Genomic DNA, 19,861 nt, shown 5'->3' with positions numbered 1-19,861 from the left:
GGACTCTCACCGAAGGAGAGGCCTTGTATCCTGACCTGAAGCTTAGGCAAAGGCCGCCCGGAACCCTATTCTTCAAAGGTTGGCCGGGGTCCGGGCATTGGCATTAGCCCGGCTCCCCCAAAAGAACTAGGCGGCTCCCAAGGGCCGCCAGCACAGGGATGCCGGGCACCGGACAAAAAAAGCGGGCGCCCGAAGGCGCCCGTAACAAGGCCGGCGGCGTCAGGGAGGTGCCGCGCCGGCCGGGAAGGGCTTTGCCGGGATCTAGCAGGCCACCTCCGCATTGCGCCGGGCGTAGTACCACCAGTTCGCCACGGCACAGATCAGATAGAAGGCAATAAAGGCGTAGAGGGCCGCATCCACCGAGCCGGTCAGATCAATGGCCGTACCGTAGCTCTTGGGGATGAAGAAGCCGCCGTAGGCGCCGATGGCCGCGATGAAGCCCAGCACGGCAGCGGATTCCTTGGTGGCGTTGGCCGCGGCCTCTTGCTGGGCCCGGGGATCCTTGCCCGCCCGACGTTGATGCAGGGTGAGGAAAATGGCGGGCACCTGCATGAAGGTGGAGCCATTGCCGATGCCGGTCAGGGCAAAGAGGCAGAGGAACATGGCGAAGAAGCCCTGGAAGTCCCCCCCCAGCCCTTGATGGGGCAGGTAATGGAGCACCCCGAACACCGCCACCATCATGAGCAGGAACACCCACTGGGTCACCCGGGCGCCGCCGATCTTGTCGGACAGCCAGCCCCCCAGGGGCCGGGTCAAGGCGCCCACCAGGGGCCCCAGGAAGGCGTACTTCATGGGATCAATGGCGGGGAACTGGCCCTTCACCAGGAGGGGGAAACCGGCGGAAAAGCCGATGAAGGAACCGAAGGTGCCCACGTAGAGGAGGCACATCAGCCAGTTGTGCTTGCGCTTGAAAATCACCGCCTGATCCGCGAAGGAAGCCTTGGCGGAAACCAGATCGTTTTGCCCGAACCAGGAAGCCAGAGCGGACAGGGCAATAAAGGGCACCCAGATAAAGCCGGCGTTTTGCAGCCAGATATGCTTGGTCACCGCGCCCTTCACCCAGGTCTGGGGATCGCCGCCCAGACCGCCGAAGAGGCCCAGGGTAATCACCAGGGGCACCACGAACTGGACCAGGGGAACCCCCAGATTGCCCAGGCCCGCGTTCAGCCCCAGGGCCGTGCCCTTTTCCCGTTTGGGGAAAAAGAAGCTGATATTGGCCATGGAGGAGCTGAAGTTACCGCCCCCCAGGCCGCAGAGCAGGGCCAGGATCATCATGGTGGGATAGGAGGTTTCCGGGTCCTGTACGGCGAACCCGACACCGATGGCCGGAATCAGCAGGCTGGCGGTGGAAAGGGCCGTCCAGCGGCGGCCGCCGAAGATGGGCACCATGAAGGAGTAGAAAATCCGCAGGGTGGCACCGGACAGGGCAGGCAGGGCGGCCAGCCAGAACATCTGATTCTGGGAATAGTTAAAGCCGATGTTGGGCATGTTGAGCACGGCCACGCTCCACACCTGCCAGACGGCGAAGGCCAGGGTCAGGGCGGGAATGGACAGCCACAGGTTGCGCCGTGCCACGGCTTTGCCCTGTTGCTGCCAGAATTGGGTGGATTCGGGCTCCCACCGGTCGATTACGTGAGACATAAGAGTCCTCCTGAGGCGGCCTTATGGCCGTCGGGTCTTTAAAAATTGGGTCGGGAATAAAGGGACGGGCGGGGGGCTGCCCCCGCCCGTTTCATTAGGCCTTGGCGCCCTTGCTGGCCAGGGATTTCATGGTGAAGTTCATCCAGATCAGGCTGACGCAGGTGGCCCCGAAGAGCAGCATGAAGCAGCTGCTACGGATGCCCGTGAGGTCGGCCAGGATGCCGAAGAAGATAGGCAGGAGAAATCCGCCCATCCCCCCGGCCAAGCCCACCACCCCGGACACCGCCCCGATGTCATCGGTGAAGTCATTGGCTACAAACTTGAAGACGGAGGCCTTGCCCACCGCCATGGCGATACCGGCGGTAAAGAGGATGACGGTGAAGAGCACGGGAGTGAGGCCGATGTTCAGGCCCAGGGGACCGGTGGTGGTGGAAATCACCATCTGGGTTTGGGGATAGGAGAGGACGAAGAAGCAGGCAAAGAGCACCCACATCACCGCCCAGGTGGTCTTGCGCGCCCCCACCCGGTCGGAGATCCAGCCCCCCACGGCCCGCAGCACACCACCGGGCAGGGAGAAGCAGGCGGCCATGAGGGCGGCGGTCTTCAGGTTAAAGCCGTATTCCCCCACGTAGTATTTGGTCAGCCACAGGGCCAGGCCCACGTAACCGCCGAAGACCACGGAGTAGTACTGGGAATAACGCCACACCCGGGGGTCCTTCATGACCCGAAGCTGTTCCCGGAAGGTAATGCTGCCCCCCACCAAATGCTTGGGATCGTGGTAGCTGAAGACCCAGAACAGGAGGGCGGTGATGAGCATCACCAGGGCATAGACCTGGGGCACCATGGTCCAGCCCGCCGCGGCGATAATGGCCGGGGCGACGAACTTATTCACGGCGGCGCCCGAGTTACCTGCGCCGAAGATGCCCATGGCCAGGCCCTTGTGGTTGGCGTCGAACCAGCGGGCCACGTAGGGAGTGCCCACGGAGAAGGTGCCCCCCGCCAGACCGATGAAGAGGCCGATGACCAGGAATTGCCAGAACTGGGTGGCGTACTGGAGACAGTAGATGGGAATCACCGTGGCCAGCATGAGCAGGAACATGACAATGCGGCCGCCGAAGCGGTCGGTCCACATGCCCAGGGGCACCCGTATCAGGGAGCCGCTCAACACCGGGGTGGCGGCGAGAATGCCGAATTCCGCGTCGTTTAAACCCAACTTCTGCTTAAGTGGCACCCCCACCACCCCCAGCATCATCCACACCATGAAACAGACGGTGAAAGAAATGGTGCTGGAAGTCAGCACCGCGTATTGCTTGTAAGTTTGCGTTGCCATTTTGGTCCCCTTTCCATGGAATCTTTATGGCGATCAACCTTACCCGCCCCCCCGGGCCAATCCCATTCGCCGGATGAGGGCTTTCTGCCGCTTAAAGGACCTAGCCCCCCGGCCCCTGTCCGGAGGAGCCCCCTAGTTCTTTTGGGGGAGGCGGAAAACGGGCCAGTCCAGGGGAAAAGCCCCTATCACCGGGCCCACGCTCCCCTTCCCCCCTGCTTTTGGCGGATTGCCGCCATGGCATCCTGCCGCTAAGGTGGCTAGGATGGCTGGCGGAGTGTCCACCGCCCTTTTTTACCGTTTTCCCCGTTGCCAGGGTCCGCCATGAACTTCCGTTTTTCCCGCATGCGCAGCCTTTCCGCCAAGCTGCTCAGCCTCTCCTCCCTGTGGCTGCTGGTGGCCATGGTCTCCATCGGCTACACCCTGCTGTTGTCCTGGAAACTGGACGGGGGAGCGGCGGCCATTAACGATGCGGGCAGCCTGCGCATGCGCTCCTACCACATCGGCTACCTGATCTCGAGCGGCGCCTCTTCGGAGAGGATCACCCGGGAGATGGATGGGTTTGAGGATACCCTGGCCCGGCTGCGCCGGGGCGATCCCACCCGCCCCCTGTTCCTGCCCAATAATCAGGAAGTCTATGCCCAGGCCCGGCGCATCGTGGATAACTGGCAGGGGCAGGTGCGCCCCGCCCTGAGCCGGGCCATTCACCAGCCCCCGAATACGCCCAAGCCCTATCTGGACGCCTTTGTGGAGGACATCAACCGGCTGGTGTCCCTCATTGAGCAGGACAACGCCCGCAACACCACCCTGCTGCGCCTCTTCCAGGTGGTGCTCCTGGCCCTGGCCCTGACTGGCACGGTGACCATGATCTATCTCATGTATCTTCTGGTCATCAATCCCCTCACCGACCTGGGCCGGGCCATGCAGCGCCTGCGGGACGGGGACTGGCAGACCCGCATCGAGGTGGAAACCCAGGACGAATTCGGCATGCTGGCCCTGGGCTTCAACCAGATGGCCAGCCGCCTGGAAGACCTGTACGCCACCCTGGAAGACAAGGTGGAGGAAAAGACCCGTTCCGTGGAAAGCAAAAACCGGCAGCTGGCCACCCTCTACCAGGTGACGGCCTTCCTCCACGAGCCCCACAGCCGGGAAGCCATGTGCGAGGGCTTTCTCCAACGCCTCATCGAACTCTTTGCGGCGGACGGAGGCAGCGTCCGGCTGGCGGACCGGCAGCGGGGCCGCCTGGATCTGGTGGCCCAGGTGCGCCTGCCCCAATCCCTCCAGGAATCCGAGCCCTGCACCCACATCCAGGGCTGCGAATGCGGCCAGGCCCTGGACCTGACCGCCCCCCTGCTGCGCCATGTGCCCCAGGGCGGGCTGCTGCCCCTCAAGCCCTGCGGCGCCGCGGGTTTCCAGGACGTGGCCCTTTTCCACATCCGCTACAACCAGCAGGAAATCGGCCTCTTTTCCCTCTTCTTCCGCCAGGCCGCCCGGCTGTCGCCCCAGGACCAGTATCTGATCGAAACCCTGGGCCAGCACCTGGGGGTGGCCATCGAAAACCTGCGGCTGGCCGCCCGGGACCGGCAATTTGCCGTTTCCGAAGAGCGCAACCTCATGGCCCAGGGGCTCCACGACAGCATCGCCCAGTCCCTGTCCTTCCTCAATCTCCAGGTGCAGATGCTGGAATCCGCCCTGGCCGCCGGGGAAACGGAGCAGGTGAAGGAAAACCTGGATTTCATCCGTACCGGGGTCCAGGAATGTTACGAGGACGTGCGGGAGCTGCTCCTCAACTTCCGCACCCAGATCAGCAAGGAAAGCTTTCCCGACGCCCTCCATTCCCTGCTGCGCCGCTTCGAGCAGCAGACCCGGGTGCATACCACCCTCTCCATGACGGGCAGCGGCCTGCCCCTGGACCCCCAGCAGGAACTGCAAGTCCTGTTCATCCTCCAGGAGGCCCTTTCCAATGTGCGCAAGCACGCCCGGGCCCAACAGGTGGATATCCAGCTGTGCAACCAGGCCGATTTCACCCTCACCATCCGGGACGACGGAGTGGGCTTCAATCCGGCCAGCGTGGCGGAGAAAAAGGACCAGCACGTGGGCCTCTCCATCATGGAAGAGCGGGCCCGCCGCATCCACGGCCAAATCCATATCCATACCCAGGAGAATTCTGGTACAACCCTGGAGCTCCTGTTGCCTAAAGAGGAACGCATCGCGCCATGACCCAGCCCATACGCATTCTGTTGGTGGACGACCACACCCTGTTCCGCAGCGGCCTGAAAGCCCTGCTGCAACGCCAGCCGGACCTGGAGGTGGTGGGGGAAGCCGCCGACGGCCTGGAAGGCATCAAACTGGCGGCCCAACTGCGTCCCGACGTGGTGCTTCTGGACCTGGACATGCCCGCCATGCATGGCCGGGAAGCCCTGCCCCAGCTGCTCAACACCCAGCCCGACCTGGCGGTGCTCATGCTCACCGTCTCGGAAGACAGCGAGGACCTGGGAGAATGTATTCGCCTGGGGGCCCGGGGCTACCTGCTCAAGAAAATCAACACGGACTTCCTTATCGCCAGCATTCACCGGGCCCTGGCCGGGGACAGCGTGCTCTCCCCAGAAATGACTTCCAAGCTCCTGGCCCGGCTGCGCCGCCCGGGGGAGGGGGACAAGGGCGGGGAGACGGAAAGCCTCACCCCCCGGGAAAAGGAAACCCTGGTCTGCCTGGCCCAGGGCATCAGCAACAAGGAAATCGCCCGCAAGCTCAATCTGGCGGAAAGCACCATCAAGGTCCATGTGCAGAGCATTCTGCGCAAGCTCAACCTCCACAGCCGGGTTCAGGCCGCCCTCTACGCGGTGGAACACAACCTGGCCGGGCCCGGCAACTAGGCCTATCCCCCGGCCCTACTCCCAATGGACTAGGCTTTCTAACTCCTCCTACCAGCTAGCAAACGCCCCTTGCCTTTCTACAATCCGCCAGGAATGTGGAAAAAAGGAGCCCTGCCATGCTGGCGGACCAATTTGGCCGGACCATCGACTATCTGCGCATCTCCGTCACCGACCGGTGCGACCTGCGCTGCCTCTATTGCCTGCCCAAGGGCTTCAAGGGTTTCCAGGTTCCGGAACACTGGCTGAGCTTTGCCGAAATCACCCGGGTAGCCGCCGCCTTTGCCCGCCTGGGCACCCGCCGCCTGCGCCTCACCGGGGGGGAACCCCTGCTGCGCCGCCACCTGCCCGAGCTGGTAGCCGATCTGGCCGCCCTGCCCGGCATTGAAGACCTCTCCCTGTCCACCAACGCCACCCAGCTGGCGCCCCAGGCGGACGCCCTGCGCCAGGCCGGGCTCAAACGGCTCAATGTGAGCCTGGATTCCCTGCGCCCCGACTGTCTGGCGGAAATTACCGGCAGCCCCTGTCTGGATCAGGTGCTGGACGGGCTCCGGGCGGCCCGGGCCGCCGGCTTCCAGCGCATCAAAATCAACATGATGCCCATGGCCGGCCTCAACGACCGGGACGTGGGGGACATGGTGGCCTTTTGCATGGACCAGGGCTTTGTCCTGCGCCTCATCGAGGCCATGCCCATGGGCAGTACCGGGCGCCAGACTCGGGGAGCGGATCTCCAGGCCATTCTCAAGGAATTGCAGGGACGCTTTGCCCTGGAACCCCAGGCCCTGGACCTGGGGGGCGGCCCGGCCCGCTACTGGAGCACCCCGGACCGGAGTTTCACCCTGGGCCTCATCACCCCCCTTTCCCAGCATTTCTGCGCCACCTGCAACCGGGTACGGCTGGCGGTGGACGGCACCCTCTACCTCTGCCTGGGCCAGGAGCAGAGTTTTCCCCTGGGCCCCCTGTTGCGGGACGGATGTAGCGATCAGGAGCTGGAAATCGCCATTCGCCGGGCGGTGGATCTGAAGCCGGAAAAGCACGATTTTTGCGAGGCACCGGGCAAGATTGTGCGCTTCATGTCCGCCACAGGCGGCTGAGCCGGGAGGGGCTATGCCCTTGGAAAATGCCGTAAGAATATAAGAAGATTATGGAGAAGTTATTATTCGATAGATTTTTTTTATTCTGAGAAATAATCCGCAAAAAACCCCCTTCTCCCCCCTTAACATGGCGCTTCAGGGATCAAAATAAACACTATTCTATGAAGCAGAATCTACCGGTTAGTCAGATTGAGCGGCCGTTTCCCAAGGGCAGTTACATCGTTTCCCGGACGGATCTCAAAGGCCTCATCACCTTCGTTAACGACACCTTTGTGGACATTTCCGGCTTCAGCCGGGAAGAACTGCTGCACAAAAACCACAACCTCATCCGCCACCCGGACATGCCCCCCGTGGCCTTCCAGGAACTCTGGCAGACGGTCCAAGCCGGGCGCCCCTGGCGGGGGCTGGTGAAAAACCGGTGCAAGAACGGGGACCACTACTGGGTGGAAGCCCTCATCGTCCCGGTGCGCAAAAACAACCAAACCATCGGCTACATGTCGGTGCGCACCGAACCCAGCCGGACCCAGATACGGGAAGCAGAAGCCCTCTATCAACAGTTGAATCGCCAGGGAAAGCCCCCCCGCCCCCCTAAGCTGGAACACCATTGGGGCTACGGCAGCCGCTTTAAGCTCGCCCTGGGCACCCTGGCCGCCACCCAGCTTGGACTCCTGGCCCTGCCCCTGGTGGGCAATCCAGGGGTGGCCACGCCCCTCCTGGCTCTGGTGGGCCTGGGACTGGGGGCCTACCTCTACTTTACCCAACACAAAATCCTGGCCGGCGTGGCCGTGCTGCACCGGCGTATGGACCGGATCGGCCAGGGGGTCCTCACCGATCCCATTCCCTTGAGCGCGGACACGGAGCTGGGCCGCCTCAACGACGCCCTGATCACCATGCAGACCCACCTCAAGGCCATGATGGCGGAGGTGGGGGAAGCGGCGGACACGGTGGAACAGACCGCCGCCCAGGTGAATGGGGCCATGGGGGAAACCTTCGCCGTTTCCAACGAACAGGCCACCCTGGCGGGCCAGATCGCCGCCTCCGTGGAAGAAATGGCCGCCTCCGTGGAAGAGGTGGCGGTCAGCTCCCGCCAGGCGGAACAGGCGGTCATCGCCTCCCGGGAATTGCTGGCCTCCGCCACTGCGGGCATGGCGGATAGCCGTCATGCCTCCGCCAATGTGGTCCAGGTAGTCAATGCTACGGAAGCCACCATGCAGGAACTTTCCTCCGCCATTACGGCCATTGGAGAGGTCTCCGCCGCCATCCGCAGCATTTCCGACCAGACCAATCTCCTGGCCCTGAACGCGGCCATCGAAGCGGCCCGGGCCGGGGAAGCGGGCCGGGGCTTTGCCGTGGTGGCGGACGAGGTGCGCAAACTGGCGGAGCATTCGGGTCAGCAGACGGAAAAAATCACCGCGTCCGTGGAGCAGGTCCAGCAGCGGGCCCAGCAGGCCGTGGGCAGCATGCAGACGGCGGTCCAGCATGTCTCCGCCACGGATCAGGCCATGGAAACGGCCCAGGGCAGCCTGGGCCAGGTGGCGGATCAGGGGGAAGCGGTGGTCCAGCTCTCCCACCAGATCGCCAGTTCCACGGAACAGGAATCCAAGACCGGGGAAGACATCGCCCACCGGGTGGACGGCATCGTCCAGGGCATTCACCGCACGGCGGAAGCCATTGGGGCGGTGAATGTGAAAACCGCCCGGATGCAGGCCATCGCCCAGGATCTGCAAAAGCTGGTGGGCTACTTCCAGTACATCGACGGGGCCTAGGGCTGACCGGCCCATGGGGAAAAGGGGGACGGCCCGGTCCGGGCCCCCGGCTCCATTAGCGGGGAGTAATATAGCCTCCGTTTTGCGGAGAACCCCATGGCCCACTTCACCCTGAAAAAACCTTACTGGCTGCTCATTTTCCTCCTCGGCGTCATCGCCCTGGACTGGTACATCCGGTCCCCGGACAGCACGGCCCGCCATATCACCCACGTTTTGCAGGACAAGGGCAGTCCCCAGCTCAAAGCCTACCCCTACCAATTCTGGGTCATGAAGGTGGATCACGGGGTGGCCACCCTGAGCACCCCCCGGAACACGGATGTGCCCGCCGCAAAAATGCTGGCCGCCCTCTATCCCAAGCTGGACACCCAGAATCCCAATGACCCGGCCTTCCAGGCCGCCGAGCACCAGCTGGCGGCGGTCCAGGGAGAAGCCCGGGCCATCGTCCTGTCCCAGCCCGGCATCACGGAGGTGCAGTGGGGCCTGGACAAGGACTGGCTCCACGCCCATTTCATCGAATTGCCGGAAGACCGTCCCCCCACCAACTAATACCCTCGCACCGGGCGCCGCCGCCTGCCCCGGGCCATCTGCCGCGCCCCCTCCTGCCGCCCTCTGCTTCTGGCCACCACCGACCGCCCCCGGCGAGGGCCCGGCGGCTATCCGTCACTCCTCCCGCCCCCCGGATTTCTTGTACAGTGTGGGTAGGCCACCCTGCCCCATAACAACAGGCCTACCCCGCCAGAGTCCGGAAACCGCAGCTGAAGGAGACCCGACCATGTTCGACCGTCTATTTGGTCGCACCGCCCCCCACACTCCCCGCCAGGACGCACCGACGGACAGTCTCACTGCAGGGGGCCCCCTGGATACGGGGGCCCTGCCCGGAGACCTGGCCCAGCTGGGCATTCCCCCGGGGAGCGGCGGCCTGCTCCTGGCCTTTGTCCCGCCCCACGTCAATTTTTCCCCCGTGGCCGACCGGCTCGCCGCCCTGGGCCAGGGCCGTCAGGTGGCCGTCCTGTCTTCTTCCGGCGCCCTATGCACCGGGTCGGGCAGCGTTTATTGCGGCGCCAATCCGGGGGACCGGATCGGCAGCTTTCTCTGGCTCTCCGACGCCCTGCTGGCGGATACCCAGACCTTCCACATCAATCTGCACACGGCGGAAGGGGGACGAGCCTCGGAACGCACGGCCCGCACCCGCCAGGAACTGGAACGGATCAATCTCAAATTCCCCATTGAAAGCCACAACACCTTCGCCCTGGTGTTCTGCGATGGCCTCTCCGCTTCGGAAGGTTTTCTCATGCGCGCCTGGTATGAGTGCGGGCGCTTCCCCTGTCTGGCCATCGGCGGCTCGGCGGGGGGCAAACTGGATTTTTCCGGCACCTACATCCAGGACGGCACCCGGCCCCTATCCGGCCAGGCCCTGGTGATTTTCTGCAAAACCCGGCCGGGCATCCGCTTCACCCCCTTCCGCACCCACAATTTCGAGCCCACGGGCAAGAGCTGGCTGGTGGGGGAAGCGGACCCGGTGGCCCGCTCCGTCACCAGCGTTTTTGACGACAATGGCCGCAGCCAGCCTTTCCCGGAAGCCCTGGCGGCCCATTTCCACTGCCCCGTGGGTCAGCTGGGCAAGGCCCTGGAGGGCTATACCTTCGCCGTGTCCGTGGAAAACAAAATGTTCATCCGCTCCGTTTCCAGTCTGGGGGCGGGCCAGATCAACTTTTTCTGCGATATCGAATTCGGCGACCGGCTGCACCTGCTCAAGGCCAAGGACTTTCTCCGCACCACGGAGGCGGACTGGCAGCATTTTCTCCAGGGCAAGCCCCGCCCCGCCGCCATGCTGCTCAACGACTGCGTCCTGCGCCGGGTGGGCAACGGGGCCCAGCTGGGCCAGGCCCGATTTTTTGACGGCACCCCGGCGGCGGGCTTCTCCACCTTTGGGGAAATTCTGGGCATTCCCATGAACCAGACCCTCTCCGCCCTGGTGTTTTTCCGGGCCGGGGAAGATTTCCGCAACGACTACCTGGACGCTTTCCCCGTCCACTACGCGGGCTACGCCGCCCACTACAGCTCCCGGGCCCTGTCCCGCTGGGAGGCCCTGAACGCCATCCAGACCCGCATCGTGGGTCAGGCCTTTTCCTATCAGGAGCATATCGAGCCCCTGCTAGCCGCCCTGCCCGCCTTGCAGAATGCGGCGGAACACCAGGCCACGGCACTGGAACAGGCCCTGGGGCGCATCAAGGAGGTGGGGGAAACGGCAGCCAGTTCCCGCAGCAGCCAGGAAAGTCTCAATGTGAGCCTGGATGACCTGCAACAGATTTCCGAGGCCATTAGCCGCATTACCGGGGGCATCAGCGCCATCGCCGACCAGACCAATCTCCTGGCCCTGAACGCTGCCATCGAGGCGGCCCGGGCCGGGGAAGCGGGCCGGGGCTTTGCCGTGGTGGCCGACGAGGTGCGCAAGCTGGCCCAGTCCTCCAAGGACCAGGCGGACGCCACGGCCAAGAGCATTCGCCAGGCGGTGGAGAAAATCAGCCACATCCGTCAGGTGGCGGAAGGCTCCATGTCCGATATGGAGACCCTGGCGGAAAAAAGCGAGGCCGCCTCCTCCCAGATGCAGGCAATGTCCACCGCCGCCCAGGAAGAGCGGGCCTCCATGGCCCAAGGCCTGGGCGGTCTCCAGGACCTGACGGCCCAGATGTCTTCCATGAGCCAATCCCTGGGCCAGTTGCAGTTTCTCCAAGACCTGATCGCCAAGCTCTAGGGCTGACGGCCCCTGCCGGGGACCACCCGGCGCCCCGGCCCTATCCATCGCCTTCTGTCCCTTCCCTTTCATCCAGGACGGTGTCATCCTTGGCGCCGTTTTGGGTTTACCCCTAGCCCCTTCTGGAGGAATCCATGTGGTACTGGCTTATGTTGGCCGCTCTGTGTCTGGCCCTGGAAATCGCCACCGGCACCCTGGCCCTGCTCTTTGCTGCCCTGGGGGCGGGGGTGGCCGCCCTGCTGGCCTGGCTGGGGGATGGGGGTGAAGCCCTCCAGATCACCGTTTTCGCCCTGGGGGCGGTGGCGGGCACCCTGGTAGCCCGGCTGCGCTTGCGCCGCCAGCCCTCCTCGGCGGACGACAATCCGGCCCTGGGTCAGGAGGTCACCGCCTGCCAGCTGCCCGACCCGGCGGGGCGCCTGCGGGTGCGCTGGCGGGGCACGGAATGGCCTGCCCGGCTGGCCACCCCGGAGACGGCGCCGGCGGTCACCGAAGGGGGACTGCTCACCATTGTCGCCACGGAGGGCTCCACCCTGGTGGTGGCGCCCCGCTGATCTTTCCATCCTTTGAAGGAGGAGTTCCATGAGTTTCTATTTTTCCCTGGCCCTGGTCATCGCCGCCGGCGTTTTTGTCCTGCGCATGATCCAGATCGTGCCCCAGCAAAGCGTCTTTGTGGTGGAACGCCTGGGCAGCTACCACGAGACCCTGACCGCCGGGCTCCACTTCCTGGTGCCCTTCATCGACCGCATCGCTTACCGCCATTCCCTCAAGGAATTCCCCTACGACGTGGATCCCCAGGTGTGTATCACCCACGACAACACCCAGGTGCAGATCGACGGCATTCTTTACTACCAGGTCACCGACCCCAAGCAGGCCTCCTACGGCGCCTCCAATTACGAACAGGCCATTGAGCAGCTGGCCAAGACCACCCTCCGCTCCGAAGTGGGCAAGCGGGACCTGGACAAGCTCCTGGAAGACCGGGATGCCATTAACAAGTCCGTGGTGGCGGCCCTGGACGAGGCCAGCAGCACCTGGGGGGTGAAGGTGCTGCGCTACGAAATCAAGGACATCGTGCCCCCCGAATCCGTGCTTCGGGCCATGCAGCTCCAGATTACGGCGGAGCGGGAAAAGCGGGCCAAGATCGCTGAATCCGAAGGGGAACGGCAAAAGGAAATCAACCTGGCCGAGGGCAAGAAACAGGCCTCCATCGCCCTGTCGGAAGGAGCCATGACCGCCGCCATCAACAAGGCCAAGGGGGAAGCGGAATCGGTCAAACTGGTGGCGGAAGCCACCTCAGAAGCCCTGCTGCGGGTGGCCCAGGCCGTCAATGCCCCGGGAGGTGCCGGAGCCGTCAATCTTAAGGTGGCGGAACAATACGTGGCGGCCTTCGCCAATCTGGCCAAACAGGGCAACACCCTGATCGTGCCTGCCAACCTGGGGGACATTTCCACCCTCATCGCCTCCGCCATGAAGGTGGTGCAGACCGGCAACGCCCCCACCCCCAACCACTAGGGGCTGAAGCAAAAAAAGCGGCCAGGCAAGCCTGGCCGAATTCCTCACAAAGGAGGAAGAGGAGGAAAAGGGTCGGACCGGGTTTGAAGCCCCGGCCCTGGATTGGGGGGCCCCGCTTTAGCGGCCCTCGATCACCGGGCGCAGGCCCATGGGGGCGTCCCGGAAAATCCGGGCGTCCATGAGCTTGGGCGCCTGGGGCATGAGGGGGGTGAAATCCATATGGGCGAGAATGTCCCGCTCCAGATCCACCCCGGGGGCGATTTCCATCAGTTCCAGGCCTTCCTGGTCCGGACTCAGGCGGAAGACGCAGCGTTCCGTGATGTAGAGCACCTCCTGACCGTTGCGCCGGGCCACCGTGCCGCTGAAGGTGCGGTGTTCCACTTCCTGGACGAACTTGCGCACCGTGCCTTCCCGCAGGATATGCAGGCCGTTATGGGCCACTTCCACGGCCAGACTGCCGGTGGAGAAGGTGCCGACGAAAACGATTTTCCGGGTGTTCTGGCTGATATTGATGAAGCCGCCGGCCCCGGCCAGGCGGGAGCCGAAGCGGGAAACGTTGAGATTGCCCTGGGCATCGGCCTGGGCCAAGCCCAGGAAGGCCATGTCGATGCCGCCCCCGTCGTAGAAATCAAACTGGGCAGGCTGATCCATGATCGCCGCCGCATTCACCGAGGTGCCGAAATTGAGGCCGGACACGGGCATACCGCCGATGGCCCCGGGCTCCGTGGTGAGGGTCATAAGGTCCAGCATCTGCTCTTCCGCCGCCACGGCTCCCACCCCTTCCGGGACGCCGATGCCCAGATTGACCACAATATTGGGCTGGAGCTCAAAGGCCGCCCGGCGGGCGATGATTTTGCGGATATCCAGGGGCATGGGAGGAATATTGGCCATGGGCACCCGGATTTCCCCGGAATAGGAGGGGTTATAGTCCTCCACCAGGGTCTGCATGTGGTCTTCCGCGCTTTCCGCCAGCACCACGCAATCCACCAGAATGCCCGGCACCTTCACCTGGTGGGAATTGAGGGACCCCCGGTCCGCAATGCGCTCCACCTGGGCAATGACGATGCCCCCCGAATTGTGGGCGGCCATGGCCATGGCCTGGGTTTCCAGGGTCAGGGCTTCCCGCTCCAGGGTGATATTGCCGTCCGGATCGGCGGTGGTGCCCCGGATCAGGGCCACCTGGATGGGGAAGGCCTGGTAGAACAGGTATTCCTCCCCGTCGATTTCCAAGACCCGCACCCGGTCCCGGGTGGTCATGGGGTTAAGCTTGCCGCCGCCGAAGCGGGGGTCCACAAAGGTACCCAGGCCAACCCGGGTCAGGGTGCCCGGCTTGCCCGCCGCAATGTCCCGGAGCAGATGGGAAACCACGCCCTGGGGCAGGTTCCAGGCTTCGATGCGGTTTTCCACCGCCAGCTTCTGCAACTTGGGCACCAGGCCCCAGTGGCCGCCCACCGCCGCCTTCACCAGACCTTCGTGGGCCAGATGGTTCAAGCCCTTGTCCTTCCCATCCCCCTGCCCGGCGGCAAACACCAGGGTCAGATTGGCCGGGCCGGAGCCTTCCCCGTCCCCTTCCACATTCATGAAATTCCGTTCCACCGCCTTCATCAGGGTTTCCACCACCCCGATACCGACAAAACCGCCCACGGCCACCGTATCCCCTTCCCGGATCAGTTTGACGGCCTCACCGGCCGAAACCACTTTGCCTTTGTCCGGGGTACGCAGGGCGGCGGCCGCCTGTCGGGGGGATTGCTGCATGACTCGCTCCATGAAGAGAAATAAGACGGAAAAGGGGCGGCACCGGAGGCGGGCCGACCTGCAACCCCAGGAAAGGCTTGGGGGACGGTGGATTGTCGCCCCGGCTTTGCCCCTGCCGCTATCAGGGTTTTCCTGATTGACGCAGCGCACCACAAAGGAGTGGGGACGGCGCCAGAGGGCCGCCTCTTGTTACGGGGCCGGGAATGACGTCAAAATAGGCCCTCCGGCAACACGTCCCTTGACGCCCCCGCGCTTCCCGAAAGGAATTTCCGTGTCCGAGCCCCTCGCCGCCCCGCCTTCGGATATCCCCCAAGGCCCCATTCTGCTGGTGGATGACTCCCCCCTGGATCGCCACCTGCTGCACCAGCTGCTGCGCCGCCGGGGCTTTCGGGTCCAGACCGCCGCCAATGCGGAGGAGGCCTTCGCCCGCATGGCGGAGGAAACCCCGGACCTGATTCTGCTGGACATCCAGATGCCGGACATGGATGGTTTCGAACTCTGCTCCCGGCTCAAGGCCGATCCGGACACGGCCCTCATCCCGGTCATGTTCATCAGCGCCGCCAGCGGCCTGGAAGAACGCATCAAGGCTTTTGAACTGGGAGGAGTGGACTACCTGAGCAAGCCCATCCAGGCCGAAGAGGTCCAGGCCCGGGTGAGCACCCACCTGGCCCTCTACGATCTGCGCCGCTCCCTGGAACGGCGGGCGGAGGAACGGGCCCGGGAGCTGGCCGCCACCCGCCTGCGCCTGCAAGACGAACAGCGCTCCCTGGTCCAGGCCCGGCAGGCCCTGGAAGAGCGGGAAGCCCTGATCCACTGCCTGGTGGATTCCAACATTCTGGGCATCATGTTCTGGCGCATGGACGGCACCCTGCTGGACGCCAATGACGCCTTTCTCGACCTAGTGGGCGCGACCCGGGAGGACCTGGACCAGGGCCGTCTGCGGCGCCAGGACTTCACCCCTCCCGAAGCCCTGGAGGCTACGGAAGCCGCCCTGGCCGCCCTCCAGGCCGGGGGCCGCTGCCCCCCCTATGAACGCTACGCCCTGCGCCGGGACGGCAGCCGCATACCGGTCCTGATCGGCAGTGCCCTCCTGCCCGGCAACCGGGAACTGGGGGTGTCCTTTGCCCTGGACTTAAGCCAGCGCAAGGCCATGGAACAGGAATTAATGGAATCCCGCCAGCACCTGCGGGAACTGGTGGCCCACGGGGAAGCGGCCATGGAGGCGGAGCGCAAACGCATCGCCCGGGAAATCCACGACGAACAGGGGGCCGTGCTCACCGCCCTGAAAATGGACATTTCCCTGCTGCGCCGGGATCTGGCCGCCCGCACCCCGGGCCTGGGAGAACGGCTGGACGCCATGCAGGAACTGGTGGAAGAGGCGGTGCGGGTGATGCGCCAGGTGGCCTCCCAGCTGCGCCCGGTGATGCTCAACCTGGGCATCCGCCCGGCCCTGGAATGGCTGGTGGACGACTTCCAGCAGCGCCACGGCGTGCGCTGCCAGCTGGACGGGGGGGAAGAATTCGAGCTGGACGATTCCCGGGCCACCGCCCTCTTCCGGGTGGTCCAGGAATTTCTCACCAACGTGGCCCGGCACGCCCGGGCCAGCCGGGTCTCCATTCGCCTGGAACACACCCCGGCCCAGGTGGCCCTCTACCTGGAAGACGATGGCCGGGGCTTTGACCCGGCCACGGTGGGGCCCCAATCCTTCGGCCTGCTGGGCATCCGGGAACGGGCCCAGGCCTTCCAGGGAGAAGTACACCTGGACAGCGCCCCGGGCCAGGGCACCCGGCTCAGTTTCGCCCTGCCCCTGGCAGAAGGGCTGGAGCCATGAACCGTCTGCTCATTGCCGATGACCACGGGGTGGTGCGGCGCGGTCTGAAACAACTGCTGGCCGGGGAAGAAGGCCTGATGGTGGCCGCCGAGGCCGCCCAGGGCGGGGAGGTATTGGAACAGCTGCGCCACGCCGTTTTTGAACTGCTGGTCATGGACATGTCCATGCCCGGCATCAGCGGTCTGGACCTGATCCGCCGGGTCAAGGCGGAAAAGCCCGGTCTGCCCATCCTGGTCCTCAGCATGCACAACGAAACCCAGCTGGTGGCCCGGGCCCTCAAGGCGGGCGCTGCCGGCTACGTGGCCAAGGACAGCGATCCGGACATTCTCCTGGCAGCCATCCGCAAAATCCTGGGGGGGGGCCGGTTCATCGACCCGGCCCTGGTGGACAAGGTGGTGTTCGGCGCCCCCGCCGACGAAGGGGCGCCCCAGGAGCGGCTCTCGGACCGGGAATACGAGGTGCTCCAACTCCTGGCCAAGGGCCTCTCCCTGGTGGAAATCGGGGACCGGCTCCATGTCAGTTCCAAAACCATCTCCACCCACAAAACCCGGCTGATGCAGAAACTGGGGCTGGAAAACAACGCGGACCTGCTGCGCTACGCCCTGGAACAGGGGCTGGGGGGCGCCTAGGCGTCGGGCTAGCTAAAGCCGAGAAAAACTGGGCCTTGTCTGGGTCGTCTGAGTTGTCTGGAAGTGGCCAGGGGAAGCGGCAGCCGCCTTACTTCCCCTGCCTTTTGCCCGTTTCGCCATTGTCTCCCCCTCCCCTTGCCTGAACCGTCTGGCCTGTACCGCCAGGTCATTCACTGCGTCATAGGTTTCCCAGGGCTGCGCCCCTGAGCCACCTGGGGCGACGAGCCCCCCGGATTAGAGCGCCCAGCTAACAACGCTTCGTAGTCCGCCTTCTCCGCCACACACCGCCCCCCTATTTCTGTATCGCCGCCACGCCAGCGCTCCCCTCACCGCTGCTCATTCCCCTCACCGCATCCTCTCCAGCCCCCCTGCCGGACTCACCCAATCCATCCGGGCAAGCCCGCCTCCTGGCCCTCGCGCCCTTTCCGCCGTACCGGCGCTGATCCCGGGGATACCCCCGGTTTTCCCCCATTACCCCGCTGGAATTCCCCCTGATTCCCCCCATCCCGGTAGTCCGCCTCCCCCAAGCCCCATCCCGCCACGCCGATTCCACTTTTTTTCTTCTTTTTTGCCTCCCATGCGCCCCGGCGCCCCTCCTTTTTCCTACCCCGCGAAAGGCCCAAACCCAGCAAGGACGGGGCTTTCCCTGTGTATGAAATCCCCTACAGGGGGATCAGCCTGATCCGAGGCTCACTTTCCGTAATCCCCGACGGTGCAAATCCCGGCTTTCCCGTGTAATGGCGCCATCCCGAAGCCACCGGAAAAGATCATGAAAGTGCTCATCGTCGAAGACTCCAAGCTGGTCAGCGAGCGGCTCCGGCTGGCCCTGGAGGCCCAGCCCGGCGTCCAGGCCAGCATTGCCTGCCGTCTGGACCAGGCCCTGAGCCAGTTCCGGACCCAGCCCCCGGGCCTGGTCATCCTGGACATTGAACTGCCCGATGGCAGCGGCATGAATTTTTTGAAAACCATCAAGGCGGAATCCCCCCGCACCCGGGTGGCCATGTTCACCAACCATCCGGGCTTCCGGCAACGCTGCCTGGATCTGGGGGCGGATTTCTTTTTCGACAAGACGGTGAATCTGGACACCCTGACCGACACGGTGTCCCGGCTTGCCAAGGAGGAGGTGCAATGACCACGCCGACCCGGGAACCCCTGGTTCCCCTGCCGATCTGGCTGACGCCCCTGGCCCTGGGCCTGGTGGGCGCCCTGCTGGTGCTGGCCCCCCTGCACGCCCTGATTCCGGCCCTGGTGCTGGCGTCCGGCGCCGCTGCCGGGGCCTGGCTGGTGCGCCGGCAGGCCGCCGCCTGGCAACGGGCCGCCCTGGATGCCCAGGAAGCCGCTCTGGCCCAACGCTGTGAGGCGGAAAAGCACCAGCTGGAAAGCCAGGTTCAGGGCATCCACCGCATCATCCTGCCCATCTGGGCCCGGCATCTGGTCAATGTGCGCCAGCAGATGGAAAACGGCTTTGCCGGCACCACCCAGCGCTTCTCCGGCATCGTCAGCCGCCTGGGCGCCTCCGTGGAAATGGCCTGCCAGGCCACGGGGGGCGACCAGAGCATGGGCGCCCTGCTGCACCACAGCCGGGCCGAGCTGGATGGGCTCCTGGCCTCCCTGCAAAGCTCCATGGACCACAAGCGCCACATGCTGGAAGAAATCTCCCGTCTGGCGGGCTTCACCGGAGAGCTGCGCAAGATGGCCGAGGAAGTGGGGGCCATTGCGGGCCAAACCAATCTCCTGGCCTTAAACGCCGCCATCGAGGCGGCCCGGGCTGGGGAAGCGGGGCGGGGCTTTGCCGTGGTGGCTGATGCGGTGCGGGAGCTGTCCTCCGCCTCCGCCAGTACGGGGAAACGCATCGCCGACAAAATCGCCGCCGTCAATCAGGCCATTGAAGAAGCCAACCAGGCGGCGGACGCCACGGCCCAGACCGACGTGGCCACCCTGGAAAGCTCTCGCACCACCGTGAGCGACATCCTGAGCCGCTTTGAGGAAACCACCACCCAGCTGGCAGACACCACGGAACAGCTGGGCCAGGAAAGCAGCGGCATCCAGAACGAGGTGGGGGAGGCTCTCATGGCCCTCCAGTTCCAGGACCGGGTGAATCAGATGCTGGGTCATGTGGAAGCGGACATGGAAAAGCTGGAACAGGCCATGACCGAACCGGGGGGCCCCGCCACCCTGGACCCCCAGGCCTGGCTGGAAGCTCTGGCCCGGACTTACACCACGGAAGAACAACTGGCCGTCCATGAGGGCAAGGCCACCGCGGGCCCCCAGGCCTCGGAAATCACTTTCTTTTAGGAGGACGCCGTCATGGCAAAAACGATCTTGATTGTGGATGACTCCGCTTCCCTGCGGCAGGTTGTCAGCATTGCCCTGAAAGGCGCCGGCTACGACACGGTGGAAGCCTGTGACGGTAAGGACGCCCTGGGCAAGCTGGACGGTCTCAAGGTGCACCTGGTGATCAGCGACGTGAATATGCCCGTGATGGACGGCATCACCTTCGTCACGGAAATGAAGAAGCGGGCCGAACTTCGCTTCACCCCGGTGATCATGCTCACCACCGAAGCGGGGGACGCCATGAAGCAGAAGGGCCAGGCCGCCGGTGCCAAAGCCTGGGTGGTGAAACCCTTCCAACCCGCCCAGATGCTGGCCGCCGTGGCCAAGCTGGTCCTGCCCTAAACCCC

The 19,861-nt window shown here is 64.7% G+C and carries 15 protein-coding genes and 2 pseudogenes; 14 read left to right on the top strand and 3 right to left on the bottom strand.

Features of this window, described 5'->3' with window-relative positions; translation table 11 throughout:
- Window positions 1-261 precede the first annotated feature (261 nt).
- Window positions 262-1,641, bottom strand: coding sequence for a NarK family nitrate/nitrite MFS transporter (locus Azoinq_RS09880; protein ID WP_216129532.1), 1,380 nt, complete (start codon window positions 1,639-1,641; stop codon window positions 262-264).
- Window positions 1,642-1,735: 94 nt separating this feature from the next.
- Entirely contained in the window at window positions 1,736-2,971 is a 1,236-nt protein-coding gene (locus tag Azoinq_RS09875; RefSeq protein ID WP_216129533.1) for an MFS transporter, read from the bottom strand.
- A 321-nt stretch (window positions 2,972-3,292) separates the two neighbouring features.
- Here Azoinq_RS09875 and Azoinq_RS09870 point away from each other — a divergent pair, with 321 nt between their 5' ends.
- The 9 genes and pseudogenes from Azoinq_RS09870 to Azoinq_RS09835 all read left to right on the top strand — a co-directional run bounded on the left by Azoinq_RS09870 (window position 3,293) and on the right by Azoinq_RS09835 (window position 12,965).
- Window positions 3,293-5,188, top strand: coding sequence for a type IV pili methyl-accepting chemotaxis transducer N-terminal domain-containing protein (locus Azoinq_RS09870; protein WP_216129535.1), 1,896 nt, complete (start codon window positions 3,293-3,295; stop codon window positions 5,186-5,188).
- Complete coding sequence (locus tag Azoinq_RS09865) at window positions 5,185-5,844, top strand: response regulator (RefSeq protein ID WP_216129537.1); 660 nt, start codon at window positions 5,185-5,187, stop codon at window positions 5,842-5,844. The genes Azoinq_RS09870 and Azoinq_RS09865 overlap by 4 nt, the downstream gene beginning before the upstream one ends.
- Window positions 5,845-5,960: 116 nt before the next feature.
- Window positions 5,961-6,935, top strand: coding sequence for a GTP 3',8-cyclase MoaA (gene moaA, locus Azoinq_RS09860; RefSeq protein ID WP_216129539.1), 975 nt, complete (start codon window positions 5,961-5,963; stop codon window positions 6,933-6,935).
- A 161-nt stretch (window positions 6,936-7,096) separates the two neighbouring features.
- Window positions 7,097-8,701 (top strand): methyl-accepting chemotaxis protein, encoded by a 1,605-nt coding sequence (locus Azoinq_RS09855; RefSeq protein WP_216129541.1) that lies wholly within the window; start codon window positions 7,097-7,099, stop codon window positions 8,699-8,701.
- A 96-nt stretch (window positions 8,702-8,797) separates the two neighbouring features.
- Complete coding sequence (locus tag Azoinq_RS09850; RefSeq protein WP_216129543.1) at window positions 8,798-9,247, top strand: hypothetical protein; 450 nt, start codon at window positions 8,798-8,800, stop codon at window positions 9,245-9,247.
- Window positions 9,248-9,473: 226 nt separating this feature from the next.
- A pseudogene (locus Azoinq_RS15240) lies at window positions 9,474-10,580 on the top strand (FIST N-terminal domain-containing protein); the annotation flags it as partial.
- Between the two features lie 420 nt (window positions 10,581-11,000).
- Window positions 11,001-11,456: pseudogene (locus tag Azoinq_RS15235) on the top strand (methyl-accepting chemotaxis protein); the annotation flags it as partial.
- A 134-nt stretch (window positions 11,457-11,590) separates the two neighbouring features.
- Window positions 11,591-12,007 (top strand): NfeD family protein, encoded by a 417-nt coding sequence (locus Azoinq_RS09840; RefSeq protein ID WP_216129547.1) that lies wholly within the window; start codon window positions 11,591-11,593, stop codon window positions 12,005-12,007.
- Window positions 12,008-12,035: 28 nt separating this feature from the next.
- Window positions 12,036-12,965: an SPFH domain-containing protein gene (locus Azoinq_RS09835; RefSeq protein ID WP_216129549.1), complete on the top strand. Its 930-nt coding sequence runs from the start codon at window positions 12,036-12,038 to the stop codon at window positions 12,963-12,965.
- Window positions 12,966-13,082: 117 nt separating this feature from the next.
- On the opposite strand, the gene Azoinq_RS09830 is transcribed toward Azoinq_RS09835, so the two are convergent.
- A complete protein-coding gene (locus Azoinq_RS09830) occupies window positions 13,083-14,720 on the bottom strand; it encodes an acyl CoA:acetate/3-ketoacid CoA transferase (protein WP_216129551.1) in 1,638 nt (545 codons plus the stop codon).
- Between the two features lie 271 nt (window positions 14,721-14,991).
- Between Azoinq_RS09830 and Azoinq_RS09825 the strand changes: the two genes are divergently transcribed.
- The 5 genes from Azoinq_RS09825 to Azoinq_RS09805 all read left to right on the top strand — a co-directional run bounded on the left by Azoinq_RS09825 (window position 14,992) and on the right by Azoinq_RS09805 (window position 19,856).
- Window positions 14,992-16,551, top strand: coding sequence for a hybrid sensor histidine kinase/response regulator (locus Azoinq_RS09825; RefSeq protein ID WP_216129553.1), 1,560 nt, complete (start codon window positions 14,992-14,994; stop codon window positions 16,549-16,551).
- Window positions 16,548-17,180 (top strand): response regulator, encoded by a 633-nt coding sequence (locus tag Azoinq_RS09820; protein WP_216129555.1) that lies wholly within the window; start codon window positions 16,548-16,550, stop codon window positions 17,178-17,180. Before Azoinq_RS09825 ends, Azoinq_RS09820 begins: the two co-directional genes overlap by 4 nt.
- Before the next feature lie 769 nt (window positions 17,181-17,949).
- Window positions 17,950-18,312 carry a response regulator gene (locus tag Azoinq_RS09815; protein ID WP_216129557.1) on the top strand — a complete coding sequence of 121 codons (363 nt, stop codon included), beginning with the start codon at window positions 17,950-17,952 and terminating at the stop codon, window positions 18,310-18,312.
- A complete protein-coding gene (locus tag Azoinq_RS09810) occupies window positions 18,309-19,475 on the top strand; it encodes a methyl-accepting chemotaxis protein (RefSeq protein ID WP_216129559.1) in 1,167 nt (388 codons plus the stop codon). The genes Azoinq_RS09815 and Azoinq_RS09810 overlap by 4 nt, the downstream gene beginning before the upstream one ends.
- Before the next feature lie 12 nt (window positions 19,476-19,487).
- The gene (locus Azoinq_RS09805; RefSeq protein ID WP_216129561.1) at window positions 19,488-19,856 is read left to right on the top strand and encodes a response regulator; all 369 of its coding nucleotides are present in this window, start codon (window positions 19,488-19,490) and stop codon (window positions 19,854-19,856) included.
- The last annotated feature ends 5 nt before the right edge of the window (window positions 19,857-19,861 follow it).

The organism is Azospira inquinata, assembly GCF_018905915.1.
In the GTDB taxonomy this organism is placed as follows: Bacteria; Pseudomonadota; Gammaproteobacteria; order Burkholderiales; family Rhodocyclaceae; genus Azospira; species Azospira inquinata.
This window is presented reverse-complemented; position numbering and strand designations above follow the sequence as displayed.